This is a genomic window from Pseudophaeobacter arcticus DSM 23566 (assembly GCF_000473205.1).
In the GTDB taxonomy this organism is placed as follows: domain Bacteria; phylum Pseudomonadota; class Alphaproteobacteria; order Rhodobacterales; family Rhodobacteraceae; genus Pseudophaeobacter; species Pseudophaeobacter arcticus.
In genome coordinates this window covers 2,459,403-2,478,218 of the sequence record NZ_KI421507.1, presented here as the reverse complement: position 1 = coordinate 2,478,218, position 18,816 = coordinate 2,459,403, and the positions used below count along the sequence as shown (strand labels likewise).

The window sequence follows — 18,816 nt, the reverse complement described above, 5'->3', positions numbered from 1 at the left end:
GGGGGTTTGGGGGTGGAAAACCCCCAACTTTGCCTCTTCAAAAACAGATTGAGCTGCCCAAATGAGCGAATGGTTAATCTCCCTGGAAGGCACCGAGGCCGGGCATCAGGCCGCGCTGGGGCTGGCCCTGATGGCGGCCTTCCTGCATGCGGTCTTTGGCGCGTTGCAAAAGGGGCGCTACGACCCCTGGCTGTCACGCGGCGCCATTGATGCCTCCTATGGGCTGATGGCTGCCCCCTTTGCGCTTTTTGTGGTGCCCTGGCCGGAACCCCATATGTGGCCAATATTTGCCGTGGTCTGGGGGATTCACGTGGCCTACAAGGTCTTGCAGGCGCTGGCCTATACCAAGGGCAGCTATACGGTGGTCTATCCGGTGGTGCGCGGCACCGGACCACTGTTCACGGTGATCGGTTCCTACTATCTGTTTGGAGAGGTCTTTTCGCTGGTGCAATGGGCCGGGGTCGGGGTGCTGCTGGCGGGGATCTTTGGTCTTGCCGCTTATAACTACCGCTACTTGGAGACCCACCGCGAAACCCTGGGATTGGCGATGTTTCTGGCGCTGATCACCGGGCTGTTTGTGGCGCTTTACACCACCTATGACGCCTATGGTATCCGCGCCACTGCCGATCCTTTCACCTTTCTCGCCTGGTTCTTCATGATCGACGGTCTGGTGATGCCGCCCTATGCCTGTCTGCGCTGGCGCCGCATGACCAAAAAACCTGACCTGGCCCCTCTGGTGGTCAAAGGCATCTTTGGCGGATTTGTGGCCTTTGCCTCCTTTGGCGCGGTGATGCTGGCCACCCGACTGGACAAGGTCGGCGAGGCGGCCGTGCTGCGCGAGACCTCAACCGTCTTTGCCGCCCTCATCGGCTGGCTGGTGCTGAAAGAAACCGTTGGTCCCCGGCGCATTGCCTTGATGGCTTTGATCGCGCTGGGCGCCGTGATAGTGGAGATGGGGGGCTGACATCAGCCTGCCCCAAAATGCCCAGAGCGGCATAGACCTACAGGAGATTCCATGACGCGCGACACAAGTGCAGCCAAGAAGATCAATCCAACCCTGAAACTGGTGCTGGAGCTTGGCCCTGTTGTTCTGTTTTTTATCGGCTACATCAAACTGCGCGAAGAGGTGTTTCTGATCGCCGGGCAGGAGTACAAGGGCTTTATCATCGTGACGGCGGCCTTTATCCCGCTGATGGTGCTCTCGACGCTGGCGCTGTGGAAGCTCACGGGCCATCTGTCAAAGATGCAGCTGGCCACGCTGGTGCTGGTGGTCTTTATGGGGGGGCTGTCGGTCTGGCTCAATGATGAGCGATTTTTCAAGATGAAACCAACGCTGATCTACCTGCTGTTTGGCGGGGCTCTGGGGATAGGCCTGCTGCGCGGTCAAAGCTATCTCAAGCTGGTGATGGAAGAGCTCATGCCGCTGGAACAGGAGGGCTGGATGATCCTCACCCGGCGTTTTTGCCTGTTTTTCCTGGCACTTGCGCTGGCGAACGAGGCGATCTGGCGCAGCTTTAGCACAGATACCTGGGTCTATTTCAAAACCTTTGGCCTGCCGGTGGCGATGTTTGCCTTTTTTATGTTCCAGGGGCGGGTGTTGCAGCAATACGGCCTGTCCGATGAAGACGAGGCCTGAGCACCAGGATCAGAACCTGGGCACCAGCACAGGCGGGTCTATTGCCCAGCGGGGTCTTTGCCAAAGATCACCTCTTGTGCGCGGCTGTCAGAGCGATCGCCGCGCCGCGCAGCCTCCAGGCTTCGTCCGGCGATGATACAGGGGCGGGCCCAAAGGTGATCCAGCCAGCGTGCCATATGCGGTTTGTCATCCAGAGACTGCTCCTGACCTTCCCACAATGAGGCCCAGGGCCAGATGGCCATATCGGCAATGGTAAAGCTGTCACCCGCCACATATTGGTTTTGCGCCAATTGCCGGTCGAGCACACCGTACAGCCGGGCAACCTCGGCGCGATAGCGGTCCTTGGCATAGGGGATTGGCTCTGGTGCGTATTTCAGGAAATGATGCGCCTGACCGGCCATCGGCCCCAGACCGCCCATCTGCCACATCAGCCATTGCTCCACCACCAGGCGCTGCCGTTCGGTTTCGCCGTAGAACTGCCCGGTTTTGCGCGCCAGATATTGCAGAATCGCGCCGCTCTCAAACAGGGAAACGGGTTTGCCATCGGGGCCATCCGGATCGGTAATGGCGGGCATACGATTGTTGGGCGAGATCGTTAGAAACTCCGCTGCAAACTGATCACCAGCAGAAATATCAATCAGGTTGACCGTATAGGGCAGGCCCATTTCTTCCAGCGCGATGGAAATCTTCCAGCCGTTTGGCGTTGGCCAGTAATATAGCGCGATTGGATCCTGCATGATCTGCCCTTTGTTAAGCCGGTGGAAAACCTGGTTAGGCTGGTGTAAAACCTGTGTGCAACACTCAAGGCTTGATAACAGCATGGGCACCCCGGGCACGCAAGCCTGGCGGCAAGTGTGACAGATCACAGGGCAGTGATTGCGTGCTCAGTACGCGCGCGCCTCTTGACTGAGGGGGCCAACCGGCGTATCGGATTTTGCATCAACATCGTGGCGATTTGTAACCGGATTTCATATTGTGTAAGTATTTGTAATTAAATAGTAAAAATAACATTTCTTATTAGGGCATACTGCGGGGCATACTTTCCCCGCTGAGTTGCTTAACTAATCTTTCGTTGCAGCTCTTTTCTTGCCTGTAGAGCGCAAGCGTCGATGTACTTGGCTAGATCTGTGATGTGGACACATTTGGCAGCCTTCTGACCGGACCCTAAACGTGTAAGGGGCAGGGGGATTTCTCCACTGTCCACTTTTTTGAGGAATACCTCGCGGTTCATTCCGCCAAAATAATCTTGGCGCACCTCATCGGCTGACACCACTGGCTTGCCTTCATACTTTGCTGTTAGTAGCCAAAGAGTGTTCATCGGGAGATCCCTTTTTCAGTTTTGTCGGTTATTTCTTTTAGGCATGGAGCTGGTGGCGTTTTGGTCTGCCGTTTTTTGAAGTCCCTGACCCATTGATAGACGCGGGACTTGTTGATGGGAGGCCCTGGCAACGCCTGCATTGCGGGAATGATCTGTGTGGCCGATACACCAGCTCCAATCAGTTCTGTTGCCTTCCTGATCCGCTCTGGTGTCATCGTCTGTGGTCTGCCGTGACGCTCGCCGCGCTCCTTTGCCGCCTTCATGCCTGCGATCGTGCGCTCCCTGATCAGGTCACGCTCCATTTGCGCTAGGGATGCCATGATGTGAAACATCCCCTTACCCATGGGGTTGGCGAGGTCAAAGCGCTCTGTCAGGCTCACCAGCAGGACGTTATTGGCCTCAAACGTTTGCATCGAATCCAATATGCCGAGCAATGTGCGTCCCAGCCTGTCGAGCTTCCAGACCACAAATTCACCCCCAAGTTTTGAAGCTGCAGAGATCGCCGCTTTCAAGCCGGGCCGGTTGTGCTTTGCGCCGCTCATTTTGTCGGTAAAGATCATTGCATCTTTGACGCCGTATTGTTTGAGGGCTGTGATTTGCATGTCTAGGTTCTGCTCTATGGTGGAAACGCGGGCGTAACCCACTTTGACAATCTCAGGCTTGGTCACGGTTTTCCTGCGAAAAGTGCGGTTTCGGGGGTAACTGGATTTAGTCGTAGTCTGGAATGCGCCCGGGTGCGTCCTGCCACCCCTCGGCGTTGATCCGGGCATTCTCGGCGCGGTCGATGCGGTCGATCTCGGCGGCGATCAGAGCGCCAGCTCTGACAAGATCGGCGCGTCGGTTCTTCGGCTTCCACCAGTGCGATGACCATGGCCACAGTTCTCGGATTGTCCGGCTGACAGTCTGGTGCAGGTCGTTGCGACCAATGCAGTCAAGCGCAACCTGCATCGCGTAGCAGGCAGCGGCCCCGGCCATTTCCCCGTCGCTGTGGGCGTCGTCATGCTCGGGCGTCCAGCCCTCTACCTCGATCTGCCGCTTGCGCTCTGCGGCGATGCTCTCGATTCCGTTCATAGGTCGCTCCATCAAAGTGGGGGTGGGTTGGCATTACTTGCGGCGCTTATTCTTGAGCAATCGGCGCAAACTGCGGCTGTTTCCCTCGGGTTCTGGCGGGGCCATTTCTCGCATGTCGCCCCAGCCGCATTCTTCGCAGACGCGATATTTTTCACGCCACCCGCCACAGCCTTCACAAACTCGCAGATCTTTCATGCCGTCCTCCTTAGATTGGTGTGGGTTTCGATGCTGGTTTCCGTCGCTGCCCCCTCTGTTGATGAGGGGGCAAAAAGAGAAGTCAGGCGGGTTTAGCTGGCTTCTGGGCTGCCATAGAAAAGGGGGAGTTCCGTCCCTTCTCGGGCTTTCGCCACCGCCTCGCGGTAGGCGTCTTCAAAGTATTTTTCAGGATTGAAAACCGTCATGATGAATTTCACGGTGCTGCCGCTTTTGCGGTAGCGAAAGCGCACGGCCATGCGATAAGGGGCACCGCCCCGGAACACGGGGATGGCGATGATGATCAGGTTGGGAATTTGCAATGGTGCGCCCTCTGCGTCCTTATGCTCATTCAGAAAGCTGATCTGAGATTCGCCGGAGTCGCGGTTGGTGCTGACCTTCAGGTCGCTGGTCTCAAACACCTGAAACTGTCGGCTCATCTGCAGCAGCTGGTGCAGCTGGCCAAACCGGCCCTCGATCTTGTCTGCGGTTTCGATCAGGCGGTTTTCCCAACCTTGGTTCTTGTCGGAGGCAGATCCTTTGATAATCGCTGGGGTTGGGTCCATGACCTCGAGGGCATGAATTTCGATGAATTCCCCCATTTCATCCTTGGCCAGTGCCTCGCCTGAGATATTCATCCAGGCCTCCCATTCATCTGACAGGGGGAAGCTGTAGATGGCTTTGTGATGGCAGTGGCGCGCTGTTGCGTCTCCGGTGGCGGACACGGGGTCGATCGCGCCGCCCGCGTGGTAATCCGCAATGCAGGTCAATTTGGGGGCCTTCATATCAGCGCGCGCAAACAGGGCAGAGGTATCGCCTTTGAACCGATTGGCCCAGTCGATCAGGCTTTGCAGATCTTCCAGTTGCGCTGTGCCCTTGCGCCTGGCTGGTTTCAGGAACTCGGCAGCGGCGCGGATCTCGCCTGTCAGGTTCTTGGTGTCGCGGTGCTTTGGGCTGCTGATGATGGCGGGTTTGGTCAGGTCCAGTGCATCGGGTAAGGTGACTGGAGTGTGATTGCCGATTTCTTCCATGACCTTGCGCATGGTTTCAGCCGGGTTTTGCATTACGTCTGGGTCGTCATATGCCATTTGGTTTTCCTTTGGCGCTGAGTTGTTTGTTTCGTGGCTGCTTAATCCAGATCTCGGATTTCGCCGGTTTCGGGGTCGTAGTCGGTGACATCACGCGGTTGGTGCATCTGCTTCATGAATGGGCTGTAGAGCGTCAGTTCGCCCTTTTCGTTGATGAAGGCTGCGGCGCTGGATGGGGGTTTCTTTGGCCCTTTGAAGTTGGCCGTTGCGCCCATCGCCACATCGCCGGAATTGCCCAGGGCGTAGTTCAGCGTGATGGTCATGCTGCCGCTGCAGCCCTTGGCGCCATGCTCTGCCTTGTGTTCCAGCAGATCCATTTGCAACTGACGGTGATCGGTCATGAGTTGCTGTAGGAAGTTGCCCCCATCAAACAGCGACAAAATCTGTTCAATGGAGCGCATTTTGTAGGGGTCGTTTGGCTCTGGTTTGGTCATGGCGGGGGGCAGGTGGGCGGTCATCACTTGAGGTTCCTTTCGGGTTAGCGTGGGGTCGGCAAGCGGCCAGCGCTGATTTCAAAATCAGTGTGCAGGCGCAGAAATCGTTGGAAGGCTGCGGCATCGGTCGCCAGTTCCTTGCGGCTCTGGATCCGACAGACGGTGCGCAGGTGTTCGGTCGCCGCTGTCGGGCTGAACTGTTCGCCGTGCATCCCGTTGCGAGTGGCAGCGTAGCGCTGAAAGGCGACATCATGGGCCAGCATGGCGGCGCGCATGGGGGCCTTGTCCTGGGTTATCTGTTGCATGGGTGCCTCCTGTTGATCGGTTGGGGCGCGGCGGTTGTCCGTGAGTGATGGCTTTCTGTGCCGCGCCCCAGTGCAGCGCTCACGCTGCGGGTGTTGCTGAAAATGTTTCTTGCTGCGATTGTTTTGCTTTTTGAGGGAGAGCATTCATGACAGCTGCAGGTTGGGATACGGATAAGTCGGGAAACATCACTCTTTGTCCGGTGGTGGGCTGGACGCCCGCTGTTGGATTTGGGATGTCGTGTCTATTGCGACTTGAGACGGTTCAATCAGTTGAACATCTGGTGGCGGTAGCGAATACACAGGCGAAACTTGATGCGCTTCAAATCGTCTTGACGCCAGAGCAGGCCGATCAGTTGGCCCAAGATCTTCTTCGCTTGAGCGCGGCTGCGCGTCAGATACCAGAGGATCCTGGCAATTAATCTGATCGGCAGATTTTGAAACCTTTGACGCTTCTGGCGCGAGGCCTTGCCCGTTGTAGGGGCAATCCGGGCGGCCATCGGTGGCGCGGCGATTTCGGGCGCTGGCCTGATGGGCGGCTTTGGTCCAGGCGGTTATGGCGTCAAAGAAGTTGTCGGAGCTTGCCTTGATGCCGTGCAATTCGGCGCGGTGCGTTAGGTTTTCCGGCTCCCACCAGTCCTGCGGATCATCGCTGGGCGGGGTCAGTTCACCGCCCAGATCCTGAAATTTCAGAATTTTGCAAATGCCCTGCTGGGCGGCGATTTCAGCCGCGGCGGCGGCAAGGCTGTGTGCGGGCATTGTATGACCTCGGTGGGTTGGTGTGCGGGCGGTGGGTACTTTGGAGGAGGACTGAAACCGCCCGCACTATCCCGCGCAGTGATCGGAAAATACGCGGAAACTGGGTGAAACAAGACCTGCGATGTCCTCCTATCGCAGGCCTGGTGTTGCTAGTGGGGCGGGGGTGGTGCCCGCTGGGATGCGGGCGGCAAGGTGCCGTGCCGGATGATAGGGCAGGCAGCGTGGCGGGGCATGTTCAGATCACGCGGCATGGCGGTGGTGAACCCGGTATCCCTGTTTTTCGGCATAGCAGCGCACGGTTTCGCCCACCCGGATCAGGGTCTGGTCGATCGGTTCCGGCGCGGGTTCGGGCCGGTCGATCAGATGTTGGGGGCGCAGGCGCTGTGGGTCAAAACCCTGGCCGCGCGCGGCCTTCATTGCTGCCCAGGCGGTGGTGAACAGGGCCGGATCGTCAATGTGATCTTCGGGTGTTCCGGCAATCTGCTGGGCATCGCGCAGCACGGTATTTGATTTCTCTTGCATTCAATCCTCCATCGGTTGATGAAGGGGAATGTATAGATCAAAAGAACTATGTCAACTCAAAATAGAACAAAACATCTATTTGAGCGAATCAAAAACCCCGCACGGGGCGGGGTTCACTGGAAAAGGAGCTAGCGGATGGATATTTTATTGTGGGTGCTACAGGACGTGGCGCCTTACGTCCTTTCGGGTATCAGTATCGGAATTTCGATAGTTGCTCTTTTGCGGTAACGTCTGCCCGTCGAAAGGTGCACTTTGACGGCGGGGGCGGTTCTCTCAGCTAGAATTGGTATGGCAAACTTTTCTTTGATTAGTTCATTTGGGAGAAGTTGTTTGTTTAATTTTATCTCGGAAAGCTCTTCACTGTGAAACCCTTCTTGCCCCTCATTCTTTATTGATATCAGGAAGGGGCCGCTTGTGCTGGTTAGAGACAGCAGGCCAAAAGGCTTGTCTGTATGGTTCTCAATGCAGACCAGGTAGGTGCTACCTTTTTCGCCGTGACCTACGACCTCTGTCCATCCCCTTGGCGTCTTGGGGGGTGGCGTGGTGCGCCGGATAGCAGCAAATGATACGGCGAGTGAAAATAATGAAAGCGCCGTGGGGGTCCATACTTCCAGGGATTTAGCAAGGTTCGCGATCATCTTGGGTTTTCTGTTTTCTGTTTGGTGTTGTGGTTTGCACAATTTCAGATTGTGGTTGGGTGTCAGTCTCGTTCTTGTTTTGCCGGTGGGTGGCAGGAGGAGATTTCCGTGACTGATATTGAACTTATTCGTTTTCTGAGGCGTCTTTTGGCTGAGACTGATCCGCAGCGGCAGCGAGACCTCGCCCGTAGCCCAGAAGCTGCTGCTTTAGTGGTTCGGGTAGCTGGGCAAATAGACGCACAATTTCTTGCTCTTCTGAGGTCTGAGCATTGCTCATGAACTCTTCCAGCGTCGTCCCCAGGGCGGCGCATATTTGACGCATCGTGCTAACACGTGGGTTGGTGTTTCTTTTGAACATTAGCCTAATTGCGCTGTTACCCAAGCCCGCCTTAACCGCAAGGTTCGAGACGTTTAGGCTTGGGTCGGCATCAATTGCCGCCTGCAGTCTGATTAGGAAAGGTTCTTGGGGTTGGTTTGTAGGCATGTCGTAATTTTGCCTAGATATATGCATCTATGGTATCGTTATATTCATCTTGACGCGAGTAGATCAAAAGAACTACCCATGGGCCATGGAACAATTCATGGCCAATGTGCGCGCCTATGCGGCGCAGTTCGGGATCTCCCCGTCGACCGTCATCCAGAAGGCTGGGGTCGGCGGTGGCGGCACCTGGGTTAAGTGGGAAAGCGGAGACGGCAGCCCGACGCTGCGCACAGTCGATCGTCTGCGTGACTATATGGCGAAAAATCCGCCGCCGGATGCTGACCGTGCGGAGGACGCCGCATGAGCCGCCCCCGCCTGACCCTGATTGTGAACAATGATCTGTCATGCCCAGATTCTAGCGCGGGGCAGGTGCAAACCTCTTGGTCAAATCAATTTGACCCCTACGCCCTAAAGGCCAGCGCGCCGGATCTATGGTCCAGGTATTTCCGCGCCCGGTTCAACAGCCCGCGCGAGGTAGCGCTGTTCTGTGACGTCAGCTTTCAAACCGCGCTGAACTGGTGGGGCGCAGTCACCGCGCCCGCCAGCCACATCGCCTTGCTGGTCATGCTAACAGATCCGGGGGCCCCGCGTTTCTTTGGTGCGCAGCTAGGGCAGGCGGCATGATTGGATCAAAACTCTTGATCGAATTGAAGATCGCCAAAGACAAATTCACCGGTCGATCCATCGTTCAAGCGAACAATGACTGTGCCGGAAATAAGGTTGGTTTTACGGGTGATGATCGCGTTGCCATGACGGCCATCATTGCAGGTTGTTTTCGCAGGAATGGTGATTGCGGTGGTGTTTGCGTCGTAGGTGCCAGTGCAGGACAGGCCCGATGTGTTCAGCACATGAAATGTTCCACCGGACAGGGCTGCCGTCGCTGTTCCTTGAGCTGGTTGGCCGTCAAATTGGCCGTTAATTGGCACGGAATAAGAACAGGCTGGGGTTGCCAGGGCGGCCAGAAGTGCAAGACGTTTCATCAAATATCCTCGAATTATTTACTGGACAAAGTTCGCACAATCTTGGTGTGGAAAGTCAAGGACGCAATTCAAAACACTGCAGGACGCGGATCGCCATCCGACGCCTTCGCTGACCGGGGGCAGGCGCGCCTGCAAGTGGCCCCCATGTCCTCCCTGTCAAACTTGGGGCGCGCTGGTGGTGTGAAAGCCGCGCGTCCCGTTTTTTTGGGGGGGCCTCATGGCTGATCGGCGGACTGCGATTGAGGCTAAGGTTAAGGCGCGGATTGAACCCGTCTTTTGTGCGGCCTTGGGGAGCGATTGCTGGCAGTGGACCGGCCCGGATTCTGGCGATGGGCGGGGCGGCGATTATCCTCGGATGTGCCTGGATGGTCAGACTGTCGCGGTGCATCGGGTGATGTACACCAATAAAAACGGCTTCATTCCTGGTAAAAAGCAGATTGACCACAAGTGTCGGAACCGGCGCTGCGTCAATCCTGACCATTTGGAAATGGTAACTCACAAGGAAAATCAACGGCGGCGTGATCGGGCGCAGAGGGTTGCGGCAGAATGACCGCGCTCCTAGCAACCCGGCGCTGTCAATTCCCCGCCGCGCCAGATTGGACCTGGCTGCGGTGGTACTGGCAGGGCATGCCATGCCTGCATGAGGGGGTGCCGTTGGCGGACATAGCGGTGCGCGAAAAGGATCAACTTGCCTGTTTGGCAACGCCCTACAGTTATTCCGAGGGTGGCCCGGTGCTGGGCGCGGATTGTGCCGGCGCATGGATGCAAGACCTCGCCACCGCCGGGATCATGACGATTTCGCCAGCGTTTTTGGCCGGTTGGGGTGGGCTCAAGGCCGCTCAGCCTGCGCCTGCAGTTCGGGTTAGTGCATGTGTGGTGGTTCCTCCGGCTGTCGGCTGGCAAGAGGCTCCCGATGTTTGGGCTGCTGTTTGCTTGGCGCTGGCGTCCGTCAAGCCGGTCTATCTGGTTGAGGGCTGCGCGTGATGGCTGGATATCAGCGCAAAGAGGTGATCGGGGACATGACGCTGTACCAGGCTAATTGCCTAGACCTTGCCCCAGCGCTGGGGCGGTTTGATCATGCCATATTTGACCCGCCATATGAACAATCACTGCATGATGCCAAATCGGCGGGGAAGGCTCGCAAGCTGCGCAAGGATGGTGGCAAAGAGCTTGAAACACTTCCTTTTGCTGGGATCGATGAGATCCGCGATGACGTAGTGGCCTTGGGGCAGCAGGTCGATGGCTGGTTTGCGGCCTTCTGTACGTCGGAGGGCATTGGCCCCTGGGCTGCCGCGATCAACGCAAGCCCAATGAAGTACAAACGCGCCTGCCACTGGATCAAACCGGACTCCACGCCACAGTTGAATGGCCAGTGCCCAGCACAAGGGGCGGAGCATTTTGTTACTGCCTGGGCCGGTACCGGGTTTTCGCGCTGGAATGCAGGCGGAAAGCGCGGCGTCTATACTGAAATGACCAATCCCAAGGATCGCCACGGTGGTCACCCGACCGAAAAGCCATGGCGGCTAATGCGTTCTCTTCTGTTTGATTTCACCAACCCTGGAGATCTGATCGCGGATTTCTTCATGGGTGGGGGTACCACGTTGGTGGCCGCAGCGCTGACCGGGCGTCGTGCCATCGGTATCGAGCTGCGCTCCGACTATTTTGAAATGGCCTGTCATCGCGTCGAAAAGGCCGTGCGCGGCGCCCGAGACCTGGGTGTGCAGAGTGTCCCGATTGTGCAGATGAGCCTGCTAGACGCGCCCCGATGGGTGCAGGGCAACCTATTGGAGGGGGGGGTGATGCAGCCTAGTCAAGATGGGCGGATGCAGCAGCGGATGCCTACGGTGACATCCAGTAATCCGGTGTCAGTCATTCAGTCAATCGTGCGCGATTTTTATCATATCTCAAAGCGCGATTTGCTGGGTCCTAGCCGTGTTCGGCGCATATCTTGGCCTCGCCAGGTGGCCATGGCGCTGGTCAAACAGCGGACCAACCACAGCCTGCCGGATATCGGCAAGTGCTTTGGGGGGCGGGATCACACCACGGTCATGCATGCGCTGCGCGCTGTTGCGGATCGGCGCAAGGCTGATCGGCAGTGCGCTGCTGAATTTGTCGAAATTGAACGCCGGGTCGAGCTGGCCTTGGGGCGATCCTATGTCCGGCGCGAACACATCTGGGGCAAGCCGTTTGTTTCAGTCAGAAAAAGGGAGGTGGGCCAATGTCGGATCTGATTGAAGGCCAGAATGAACCTGCGGATGTTTGGCCGCTGCGGCGCGGCGATACCCTGTCCTCTCACGACTGGTTTCCCTTCTTCGGGCACAAGTTCTTGGGGTCTCGCTTCCTTAGCAGATGCGTGATGACGGGGCGGCGTGAGGACATTGGATCAGCTCTGATCCTGTGGACCGAGGCCATGCGGCAGGATCCCGCTGGCACCCTGCCGCCGGATGATATGGATTTGGCCGACCTTGCCCGGTTCCGCTCAATTGTGGAGTGGCAGGAAGCAAAGGAGAATGTCCTGCGCGGTTGGGTTCCCGTTCTGGTGGAAGATGCGCGCACGGGCGAATATGAAACCCGCCTCGGCCATCCCGGTTTGATTGAGGAAATTGTGCAGGACATGCACAAGCGCAAGCGGGGCCGCGATGCTGCGCGCGAGGCCGGGCGTCTTGCGCTCAAGAAGCACAAGATCCGCAAGAAGATGCGCGAAATGGGGGTGCGGGATCATGTCATTACGGATGACCGGGCGGTCACCCTGCTGGCTGAACACTTTGAGCACTCAGAACTATACATCACGCCAGACAACGTGCGGGCGGCGATGGTCGAAGTGCTTGGCTATACGGGAGATGTGACCCCGATCAGCGCGGCGCGGGACCGGTGAAATTGAACTGCAATACAACTGAAATGAAGTGAAACGATTTCACCTAGATTTCAGTACGATTTCGGCCTGCAGGTGAAATTGCCCTACAGGACAGAACAAAAAAATACAGAAGAATACAAAACACCTTACTGGCGAAAAACCGAAGGTGTGGCGTGTATGGATAGCCTGGAATTGCTGAGAAGGATTAGGGGCGATGGGGTCAACAGGCCTGAAAGAAGCAAAGAAGCGGGTCAGGGCGCATCTGGTGGATCCTCTGCTGCGTTTGGGGCTGCGTCGGCCAACGGGCATGACGGTTAAGCAGTTCGATGAAATGACCGATGAGCTATGCGGTCGCTTGTCTTACATGACTGATCTGAACCTCAAGGCCTTGGCAGATCAGGCGGCGGTGCGACCCGGTGGCAAGGATGGTTCGCGGTTTCCTATTGCGGCCAAGATCCTCGCCTGGGGTGCGGATATTCAAAGACCAGATGAAGGGGCCTCGCCGCTGATGCTTGCCGCGTTCTCCGGGGAGATTGGCCGGGAGGCAATGGCCGAAGACTGGGCGCCGGAACTGCTGTCACATTTGCGCAAGTACAGGATTTGGCCGAAAGGGCCTTACCTGACTGCTATTAAGGAAAGGGCCGAGGCTGCGCGGCACCGGATTGCCAAGGCAAAGGAGCTTGAAGAGCGCGGCCATGCGATCCCTGAACCTGATCGAAAATTGATGGAAATGCGCGCGGCTGCGGCTCAAAAGTGCCGACGGATTCTGGAAGAAATTGAGGTGCAGCAATGAATGACCAGGTGGTAATTGTGACCTCTTCCGGTGTGGCGCGTCTGCAGGAAGAGGCGGAGCGCATTGCAAAGATCAAGGCGCGCGGCTGCGTCCCGGTTGAATGTGGTCCAGAGATGCCGATGGCCCCAGGTCGTGGGCCAATGATGCGCTTTACGCCGCGCGAAATGCGCCAGACCGAATGTGGCGGCTTTGTCTCGGTCAAGACTGGTGAGGCTGGCCGGGATGCCGCGCGGGTAGCTGATGCGTTCGATGCGATGGAGCGGGCTTCACTAAAGGCGCATCGGGCGGCAGAAGTCAGGCGGGCCTCGGCAGGGCAGGATCCGCAGTCCTATAGCGCATTGTTCACACCGGGTCAGATCAGTGCGGCGCGAGACTATGCGGCGCTGGTCGAGCGGGTCAGTGCGTCTGGTGTCAAATGTTCGTCTCTTGAGGATATTCATTCCGGTGGTGGCGGTGGTGGCGGCGATCGAGAGGCTGCAATCTTTCGGGACTTTCAGCGGTTGCGGGCTTTGCATCGCCGCATTGGCGATGGGCTGGCAAAGGAGGTCAGACGCATCCGGCCATCAAAGAATGGTGGGGTGAGGCGCCGGGCCATCTATGTGCGTCGGCTGGTCGATATGGTTTGTCTGGGTGATATGTCGCTGCATGAGGTGTTGAATATGCACGGGTGGGAGAAAAAAGGCGATGCAATCAAAGCGTTGCGGGTGGCTCTTTGCGCGGCGCTAGATCGAATGCAGGGATATGATCTTACTGATGCAAAAAATGGTGTTGACAGTTAGGTCACCTGCAGAGCATGAATAGTGCATCATCAACAAATGCGCCCACGGGAAACTGGCGGGCGTTTTTGCGTTGTGGGCTTTCAAACAGAGTTGGGATTATCCGGTGGCGCGATCGAAGATCTGCGTGGCGGCAGGTTGCGATGATATCGCTTTGCCTGGGCTGTCGCATTGCGAAGATCATGAGGCGCGGCGCAAGGCTAAGCTGAAGGCGCGCCGGGATAAGGCGCAGACCTCGCCAGCCGCGATCGCCGCGCGGCGGTTGTACGCGGATCCCAAATGGAAGGCGGCGCGGCTGGTTCATCTTCGCCAGCATCCGATTTGCAAGGACTGCGATGAGTTGGGCGTTGTTGAGGTGGCCACGGATGTGGATCACATCACGCCGCACAAGGGCGATCGCAAATTGTTTTGGGACCGCAGGAATTGGCAGAGCCTTTGCCACCGATGCCACAGCCGAAAGACGGCGCGTGAGGTGTTCCACCGATAGGGGGGGGTATCTGAAAACTGACGCCCCCAGAGACAAACCGGTGGGATAACCTTTTTTTACGCGACCGGGAAATTGGAGAAAAAAACCCACTTTGAAAGGAGGGATGAAGGATGAAGGGACGCAAGCCGGATCTGCAAAATGTCATCCCGATGAAGGGGGGGATCCAAAAAGAGACCCCATCTGCACCTGATTTTCTAGACGATATCGCCCGCGATGTCTGGGATGAACTGGTGCCTGAACTGGTGCGCAAAGAGCGGATGGAGCTGCTTTATAAATACCAGTTCGCCAGCTACTGCGCCGCCGTGTCGAACTTCATTACCTCAACCAATACCGTGGCGATGGAAGGCCAGTTTTATGACACGGGCAAGGGGCGGAACGGCAACCAGAAACGCAAGCACCCCGCATTGACGCTTCAGGAAACTGCGATGAACACGATGCGGCGAGATGCTGCTTTGTTCGGGTTGTCTCCTGTAGATGAGGCGCGGCTTGGCGCAGGTGGCCAGGGGGATCTGTTTGATCAGGTCATGGCGCAGCTGAATGGAACCGATTGACCACCCTGTCAGCCGCTACGCTCTGGGGGTTGTTGAGGGGGATGTAGTTGCGGGTGATCTGGTGCGGATGGCCTGCGAGCGCCACCTGATGGATCTGGAAACCGGGGCCGATCGCGGGCTGTATTTTGATTGCCAGGCCGCCAGCCGGATTATCAACTGGGGCGGCATGCTGCAGCACACAACCGGGCCGATGGCTGGCCAGCCTCTGAAGCTGGAACCCTGGCAGGAATTTAGGCATGGCTCTGTCTTTGGCTGGAAGCGATCGGAAACGGGGCTGCGCCGGTTCCAGTCCACCTATCATCAGGTGGGAAAGAAGAACGGCAAAACCACGGATACGGCGGTGCCGATGCTCTATACCCAGTTGTTTGATGGTGAGGCGGCGCCGCAGGGCTATTGCGCGGCCACCACCAAGAACCAGGCGGGGCTGCTGTTCAAAGAAATGAAGCGGATGATCAAGCGATCGCCGCTGTTGCGTGAATTCATGGATGTCTCGCGCACCGCGATCGAGACTGCCAAAACAGACGGTTTGATTGCCTGCCTCAGTCGGGATGGCGATTCCTCAGATGGGATCAACCCCAGCTTTCTGGCGCGGGACGAAATGCACCGCTGGACCGATCGTGAGCTGGCCGACACGATTGTTGAAAGCATGATCGCACGGGCACAGCCGATCGATTGGGTGATTACCACAGCGGGGCAGGACCGGGCTTCGCTCTGCGGTGAGCTGCGTGACTACGGCGAAAGCGTGTTGCGCGGTGGCGTCGAGGATGATGCCTTTTTTGGCTATATCGCAGAGCCGCCAGCGGATTGTGATCCGGCGGATCCGCAGTTCTGGGCCATGGGAAACCCCAATTTGGGGGTGAGCAAAAAGATTGATGCGATGCAGACGACGCTGAAAAAGGCGCTGGCGATCGCGGGGCGCATGCCCAACTTCAAGCGCTTTCACTTGAACCTCTGGACCGAAGGTGCCGAGACCTGGATTGCGCGGGATGTCTGGGACAAGGGCATGGCCAGCGCGCCGTTTGATATTGAGAGCCTGTTTGGCCGCAAGGCCTGGGTCGGGCTGGATTTGTCCAACAAGATCGACACCACGGCAATCGTGATTGCGGTGCCGGTGGATGGGCTGATCTACCTGGTTGCCTTCACCTTTCTGCCAGAGGGGCCCAAGGGGTTCATCCAGCGGGCGCAGTCGGAAAAGCGGGAATATGTCGGCTGGCGGGATCAGGGGTGGCTGGAGATCCACAAGGGCGGAACCATTGATGAGGATGAGCTGGCCACCCGGTTGGAATGGATCCGCCAGCACTTTGATCTGCAGGAAGTGGCCTATGACCCCTGGGGCATGAAGTATCTGGCCGACAAGCTGGACAAGCGCCGGTTCCCGATGGTGGAGCATCGGCAGGGCTATCAGTCGATGTCAAACCCGATGAAGCGGTTTGAAGAGAAGGTCATGGAAAACAAAATCCGCCACGGCGGCAATCCCATGCTGGCCTGGCAGGTTGGCAATGTTCACCGGGATGAGGATGCCTCGGAGAATGTGAAGCCGAACAAAAAGAAATCATCGGGTCGGATCGATGCAGCGGTTGCCGCGATCATGGCGCTGGGGCGCGCCGAGGCGGGCGAACAGAAACGCAAAGCACGGGAAGTTGAAGTGGTATGAGGTTCTTTGGATGGGATATTGCGCGCGGTTCAGATGAGACCGTTGTGCAGCGGGTGGAGCCGCCGGTGATGTCTGCAGAGGCCGCGACCTCTGGCACCATGGAGCCAGAGCCCTGGTTGTCTGACATTGGTTGGGGCGGGTCGGTCGGGCGTTTGGCCAAACATTTGCCGCGCGTTTCGCCACAGCGGGGCGAACAACATGCCACGGTGTTTGCCTGCTGCAACAATATCGCCGGTGATCTGTCCAAGGTGCCTCTTAAAATCTGGCAGCGCAAAGGCGACGGGCAAGAGGTGCGGGTGCGCGATCATCCGGCGGCCTATCTCTTGAATGTCGAGGCCTCGGATGGTGTGCCGGCCAAGGTGATGCGGCTGGCTCTGATCTACGCCTGGGCGCTGCGCGGCAATAGCTATGCCTATGGTCCTCGTGATGGCGGCGGCGAGCTGGAGCTGATCGAGGTGATCAATCAGGACAGCTGCACAATGCTGCGTTCTGGCCGGTCGCGGTTCTATGATTTTACCGATGGGGCGGATGTGCAGCGGCGCGTGGCCAGCCGGTCGATGGTGCATCTGCGCTATCTGGCGCTGGATGGCTGGACGGGGCGCTCTCCCTTGCAGGTCGCCTCTGAAAGCGTTGGCCTTGCTTTCGCGGGGCAAGAGGCGGCGGGTCGGTCGGTCTCTGGTGCTCATGCCAAGGCCTTTCTGAAACTTGGTGAAGGTTATGAAGACGATGAGGCGCGGACGCGAAATGCGCGCCGTCTGAAAAACCACATCACCAATCCCAATTCTGACGGCATTCCAGTGCTGGGGCCGGATGACGATATCAAGAGCCTTGATCTGACGGCGGCGGATCAGGAGCTACTGGCCAGCCGCAAGTTTGACCGCGAGCAACTGGCCGCGATCTACCGGATGCCACCGAGCAAATTGCAGATGCTGGAAAACGGCGTGAAGGCAAATGGCGAGCAGCAGGCGATCGACTATCTGACGGATTGTCTGCTGCATTGGTCGGGGCTGGCAGAGGAAGCGCTGGCCATGTCGGTGCTGACGCGGGGGGAGCGTGAGAGCGGGATGTTCCTGCGCCATGACTTCGGTGCGCTGTTGCAGCCCACGATCAAAAACCAGATCGAGGCCGTTACCAAGGCGGTTGGGGGGCCGATCTATACCCCGAATGAGGGGCGTCAAAAGGTTGGTCTGCCGCCCACTGCGGATGGCAACACCATGAACCCCGCGCCCAACATGACCCGCGAGGACGCGCCGAAACAAAAAGGAAAAGAGCAATGACAGAGACCACTATTGCGGCGCTGGTTGGCGCGGCACCGATGGCGATTTGTGAGCATGGCTTGCCCATGCTGGCTATGGATCTGCCAAAAGAGGGAGCTGTGGCACCGGTCGAGATCTCGGCTCTGGGCGGTGAGGCGATCCAGTTTGAGCGCGGCCAGCGGTTTGCCGTGCATCGCGGGGTTGCCTTTGTGCCGGTGCGGGGCGTGTTGACGCCAAATTCTGCCATGCTGGAGCGCTATCTTGGCTGGGCCACCTATCACGGGTTGGCTGAAACCATGGCGGCGGTCACGGCCAGCGATGAGGTGCAGGCCACGGTTATGCTGTTTGATACGCCGGGCGGCTCGGTCGTGGGTATTCAGGCGGCGGTTGAGGCCGTTCGCGGCGCCGCATCTATCAAGCCGGTGCATGGCCTGGTGCATCCGCTGGCGGCCTCGGCGGGATATTGGATCGCCAGCCAGTGCAGTGATTTGTCGGCCACGCCAGGATCCTGGGTGGGGTCTGTCGGCACCATGGCCACCAGTGTTCAGCCGATGCAGCCGGGCGGCGGTGGCGATCAGGTCTTTATTCAGACCTCGGCCCATGCCGGGGCCAAGCGTCCAGACCCTTCGACGGATGAGGGGAAGCAGCTCACGCAGGTGCGCCTTGATACAATGGAAGGCGAATTTCTGGCGGCGGTTGCTGAGGGGCGCGGGATTGCTGTTGACGATGTTCCGGGCCGGATGAGCCGCACGGACAATGCCGCCGATGGTGGCGATGTGTTCTGGGGGGCGGATGCAATCAGCCGCGGACTGGTTGATGCCGAAGAAACCCTGCCTGACTTTCTGGCCCGTATTGGCGGGCTTTATGCGCCCAAGCCTCGGAGTAAAACACGCGCTGCAATGGCGCTGGCAGAAGCGGCTCAGGCCCAAGCCTCTCTTTAGAAAACACTGAAAACCACCGGCAATTTTGCCTGTGTTCACCTCGCGCATTTGCGGCGGGGCCAATTGGGCTGCGCATTCGCAGC

Annotated in this window: 29 protein-coding genes; 17 read left to right on the top strand and 12 right to left on the bottom strand. The window is 58.0% G+C overall.

The genetic code is table 11. The features are described from left to right. Positions 1-61 precede the first annotated feature (61 nt). Together ARCT_RS0116200 and ARCT_RS0116195 are read left to right on the top strand one after the other, a co-directional pair. Entirely contained in the window at positions 62-964 is a 903-nt protein-coding gene (locus ARCT_RS0116200; protein WP_027241003.1) for an EamA family transporter, read from the top strand. 51 nt (positions 965-1,015) lie between these two features. Further along, positions 1,016-1,636, top strand: a complete 621-nt coding sequence (locus ARCT_RS0116195; protein WP_027241002.1) for an inner membrane-spanning protein YciB — start codon at positions 1,016-1,018, stop codon at positions 1,634-1,636. Positions 1,637-1,674: 38 nt separating this feature from the next. Here ARCT_RS0116195 and ARCT_RS0116190 read toward each other — a convergent pair whose 3' ends face one another. The 8 genes from ARCT_RS0116190 to ARCT_RS0116155 all read right to left on the bottom strand — a co-directional run bounded on the left by ARCT_RS0116190 (position 1,675) and on the right by ARCT_RS0116155 (position 6,044). Further along, positions 1,675-2,373, bottom strand: coding sequence for a glutathione S-transferase N-terminal domain-containing protein (locus ARCT_RS0116190; protein ID WP_027241001.1), 699 nt, complete (start codon positions 2,371-2,373; stop codon positions 1,675-1,677). A gap of 320 nt (positions 2,374-2,693) precedes the next feature. Then, positions 2,694-2,954 (bottom strand): pyocin activator PrtN family protein, encoded by a 261-nt coding sequence (locus ARCT_RS0116185; protein ID WP_027241000.1) that lies wholly within the window; start codon positions 2,952-2,954, stop codon positions 2,694-2,696. Then, complete coding sequence (locus tag ARCT_RS26360) at positions 2,951-3,622, bottom strand: recombinase family protein (RefSeq protein WP_051360824.1); 672 nt, start codon at positions 3,620-3,622, stop codon at positions 2,951-2,953. The genes ARCT_RS0116185 and ARCT_RS26360 overlap by 4 nt, the downstream gene beginning before the upstream one ends. A gap of 40 nt (positions 3,623-3,662) precedes the next feature. Then, entirely contained in the window at positions 3,663-4,037 is a 375-nt protein-coding gene (locus tag ARCT_RS26355; RefSeq protein ID WP_205855533.1) for a hypothetical protein, read from the bottom strand. Between the two features lie 21 nt (positions 4,038-4,058). Further along, positions 4,059-4,220, bottom strand: a complete 162-nt coding sequence (locus ARCT_RS28275) for a hypothetical protein (RefSeq protein ID WP_161631333.1) — start codon at positions 4,218-4,220, stop codon at positions 4,059-4,061. 92 nt (positions 4,221-4,312) lie between these two features. Continuing rightward, positions 4,313-5,305, bottom strand: coding sequence for a DUF2303 family protein (locus ARCT_RS0116165; RefSeq protein WP_027240999.1), 993 nt, complete (start codon positions 5,303-5,305; stop codon positions 4,313-4,315). Between the two features lie 41 nt (positions 5,306-5,346). Beyond that, a complete protein-coding gene (locus ARCT_RS0116160; RefSeq protein ID WP_027240998.1) occupies positions 5,347-5,763 on the bottom strand; it encodes a hypothetical protein in 417 nt (138 codons plus the stop codon). A 20-nt stretch (positions 5,764-5,783) separates the two neighbouring features. Next, positions 5,784-6,044 (bottom strand): hypothetical protein, encoded by a 261-nt coding sequence (locus ARCT_RS0116155; protein WP_027240997.1) that lies wholly within the window; start codon positions 6,042-6,044, stop codon positions 5,784-5,786. Between the two features lie 146 nt (positions 6,045-6,190). Between ARCT_RS0116155 and ARCT_RS28070 the strand changes: the two genes are divergently transcribed. Both ARCT_RS28070 and ARCT_RS28065 read left to right on the top strand, forming a co-directional pair. Then, positions 6,191-6,463 carry a hypothetical protein gene (locus tag ARCT_RS28070; RefSeq protein WP_154665381.1) on the top strand — a complete coding sequence of 91 codons (273 nt, stop codon included), beginning with the start codon at positions 6,191-6,193 and terminating at the stop codon, positions 6,461-6,463. Positions 6,464-6,509: 46 nt separating this feature from the next. Continuing rightward, complete coding sequence (locus ARCT_RS28065; protein WP_154665380.1) at positions 6,510-6,659, top strand: hypothetical protein; 150 nt, start codon at positions 6,510-6,512, stop codon at positions 6,657-6,659. A gap of 381 nt (positions 6,660-7,040) precedes the next feature. Here the strand turns inward: ARCT_RS28065 and ARCT_RS0116145 are convergent, their stop codons facing one another. From ARCT_RS0116145 to ARCT_RS0116135, 3 genes are all read right to left on the bottom strand, one after another. Beyond that, a complete protein-coding gene (locus tag ARCT_RS0116145; protein ID WP_027240995.1) occupies positions 7,041-7,322 on the bottom strand; it encodes a hypothetical protein in 282 nt (93 codons plus the stop codon). A gap of 173 nt (positions 7,323-7,495) precedes the next feature. Further along, positions 7,496-7,960: a hypothetical protein gene (locus ARCT_RS0116140; RefSeq protein WP_027240994.1), complete on the bottom strand. Its 465-nt coding sequence runs from the start codon at positions 7,958-7,960 to the stop codon at positions 7,496-7,498. Between the two features lie 124 nt (positions 7,961-8,084). Beyond that, positions 8,085-8,444 carry a helix-turn-helix domain-containing protein gene (locus tag ARCT_RS0116135; protein WP_027240993.1) on the bottom strand — a complete coding sequence of 120 codons (360 nt, stop codon included), beginning with the start codon at positions 8,442-8,444 and terminating at the stop codon, positions 8,085-8,087. Positions 8,445-8,493: 49 nt separating this feature from the next. Between ARCT_RS0116135 and ARCT_RS0116130 the strand changes: the two genes are divergently transcribed. Beyond that, positions 8,494-8,745, top strand: coding sequence for a helix-turn-helix domain-containing protein (locus ARCT_RS0116130; protein ID WP_240476329.1), 252 nt, complete (start codon positions 8,494-8,496; stop codon positions 8,743-8,745). Then, positions 8,742-9,065, top strand: a complete 324-nt coding sequence (locus ARCT_RS0116125; protein WP_027240991.1) for a hypothetical protein — start codon at positions 8,742-8,744, stop codon at positions 9,063-9,065. The genes ARCT_RS0116130 and ARCT_RS0116125 overlap by 4 nt, the downstream gene beginning before the upstream one ends. A 5-nt stretch (positions 9,066-9,070) precedes the next feature. Here the strand turns inward: ARCT_RS0116125 and ARCT_RS0116120 are convergent, their stop codons facing one another. After that, complete coding sequence (locus tag ARCT_RS0116120; RefSeq protein WP_027240990.1) at positions 9,071-9,421, bottom strand: hypothetical protein; 351 nt, start codon at positions 9,419-9,421, stop codon at positions 9,071-9,073. Positions 9,422-9,638: 217 nt separating this feature from the next. Here ARCT_RS0116120 and ARCT_RS0116115 point away from each other — a divergent pair, with 217 nt between their 5' ends. The 11 genes from ARCT_RS0116115 to ARCT_RS0116065 all read left to right on the top strand — a co-directional run bounded on the left by ARCT_RS0116115 (position 9,639) and on the right by ARCT_RS0116065 (position 18,733). After that, complete coding sequence (locus tag ARCT_RS0116115) at positions 9,639-9,971, top strand: HNH endonuclease signature motif containing protein (RefSeq protein ID WP_027240989.1); 333 nt, start codon at positions 9,639-9,641, stop codon at positions 9,969-9,971. After that, positions 9,968-10,405, top strand: coding sequence for a hypothetical protein (locus ARCT_RS0116110; RefSeq protein WP_027240988.1), 438 nt, complete (start codon positions 9,968-9,970; stop codon positions 10,403-10,405). The genes ARCT_RS0116115 and ARCT_RS0116110 overlap by 4 nt, the downstream gene beginning before the upstream one ends. Continuing rightward, on the top strand, positions 10,405-11,652 hold the full coding sequence (locus ARCT_RS28685) for a helix-turn-helix domain-containing protein (RefSeq protein WP_036785036.1): 1,248 nt from the start codon (positions 10,405-10,407) through the stop codon (positions 11,650-11,652). Before ARCT_RS0116110 ends, ARCT_RS28685 begins: the two co-directional genes overlap by 1 nt. After that, on the top strand, positions 11,640-12,296 hold the full coding sequence (locus tag ARCT_RS26345) for a hypothetical protein (RefSeq protein WP_051360819.1): 657 nt from the start codon (positions 11,640-11,642) through the stop codon (positions 12,294-12,296). Before ARCT_RS28685 ends, ARCT_RS26345 begins: the two co-directional genes overlap by 13 nt. A 244-nt stretch (positions 12,297-12,540) precedes the next feature. Continuing rightward, positions 12,541-13,068: a hypothetical protein gene (locus ARCT_RS0116095; protein ID WP_161631332.1), complete on the top strand. Its 528-nt coding sequence runs from the start codon at positions 12,541-12,543 to the stop codon at positions 13,066-13,068. Next, positions 13,065-13,847 (top strand): hypothetical protein, encoded by a 783-nt coding sequence (locus tag ARCT_RS26340; protein WP_051360817.1) that lies wholly within the window; start codon positions 13,065-13,067, stop codon positions 13,845-13,847. The genes ARCT_RS0116095 and ARCT_RS26340 overlap by 4 nt, the downstream gene beginning before the upstream one ends. A gap of 103 nt (positions 13,848-13,950) precedes the next feature. Beyond that, positions 13,951-14,331, top strand: coding sequence for an HNH endonuclease (locus tag ARCT_RS27615; RefSeq protein WP_027240986.1), 381 nt, complete (start codon positions 13,951-13,953; stop codon positions 14,329-14,331). Between the two features lie 110 nt (positions 14,332-14,441). Continuing rightward, the gene (locus ARCT_RS0116080) at positions 14,442-14,882 is read left to right on the top strand and encodes a phage terminase small subunit P27 family (protein WP_027240985.1); all 441 of its coding nucleotides are present in this window, start codon (positions 14,442-14,444) and stop codon (positions 14,880-14,882) included. After that, positions 14,869-16,536, top strand: coding sequence for a terminase large subunit (locus ARCT_RS0116075; RefSeq protein ID WP_027240984.1), 1,668 nt, complete (start codon positions 14,869-14,871; stop codon positions 16,534-16,536). Before ARCT_RS0116080 ends, ARCT_RS0116075 begins: the two co-directional genes overlap by 14 nt. Further along, the gene (locus ARCT_RS0116070) at positions 16,533-17,813 is read left to right on the top strand and encodes a phage portal protein (protein ID WP_051360813.1); all 1,281 of its coding nucleotides are present in this window, start codon (positions 16,533-16,535) and stop codon (positions 17,811-17,813) included. Before ARCT_RS0116075 ends, ARCT_RS0116070 begins: the two co-directional genes overlap by 4 nt. Then, positions 17,810-18,733 carry a S49 family peptidase gene (locus ARCT_RS0116065; protein WP_027240982.1) on the top strand — a complete coding sequence of 308 codons (924 nt, stop codon included), beginning with the start codon at positions 17,810-17,812 and terminating at the stop codon, positions 18,731-18,733. Before ARCT_RS0116070 ends, ARCT_RS0116065 begins: the two co-directional genes overlap by 4 nt. Positions 18,734-18,816: the final 83 nt, after the last annotated feature.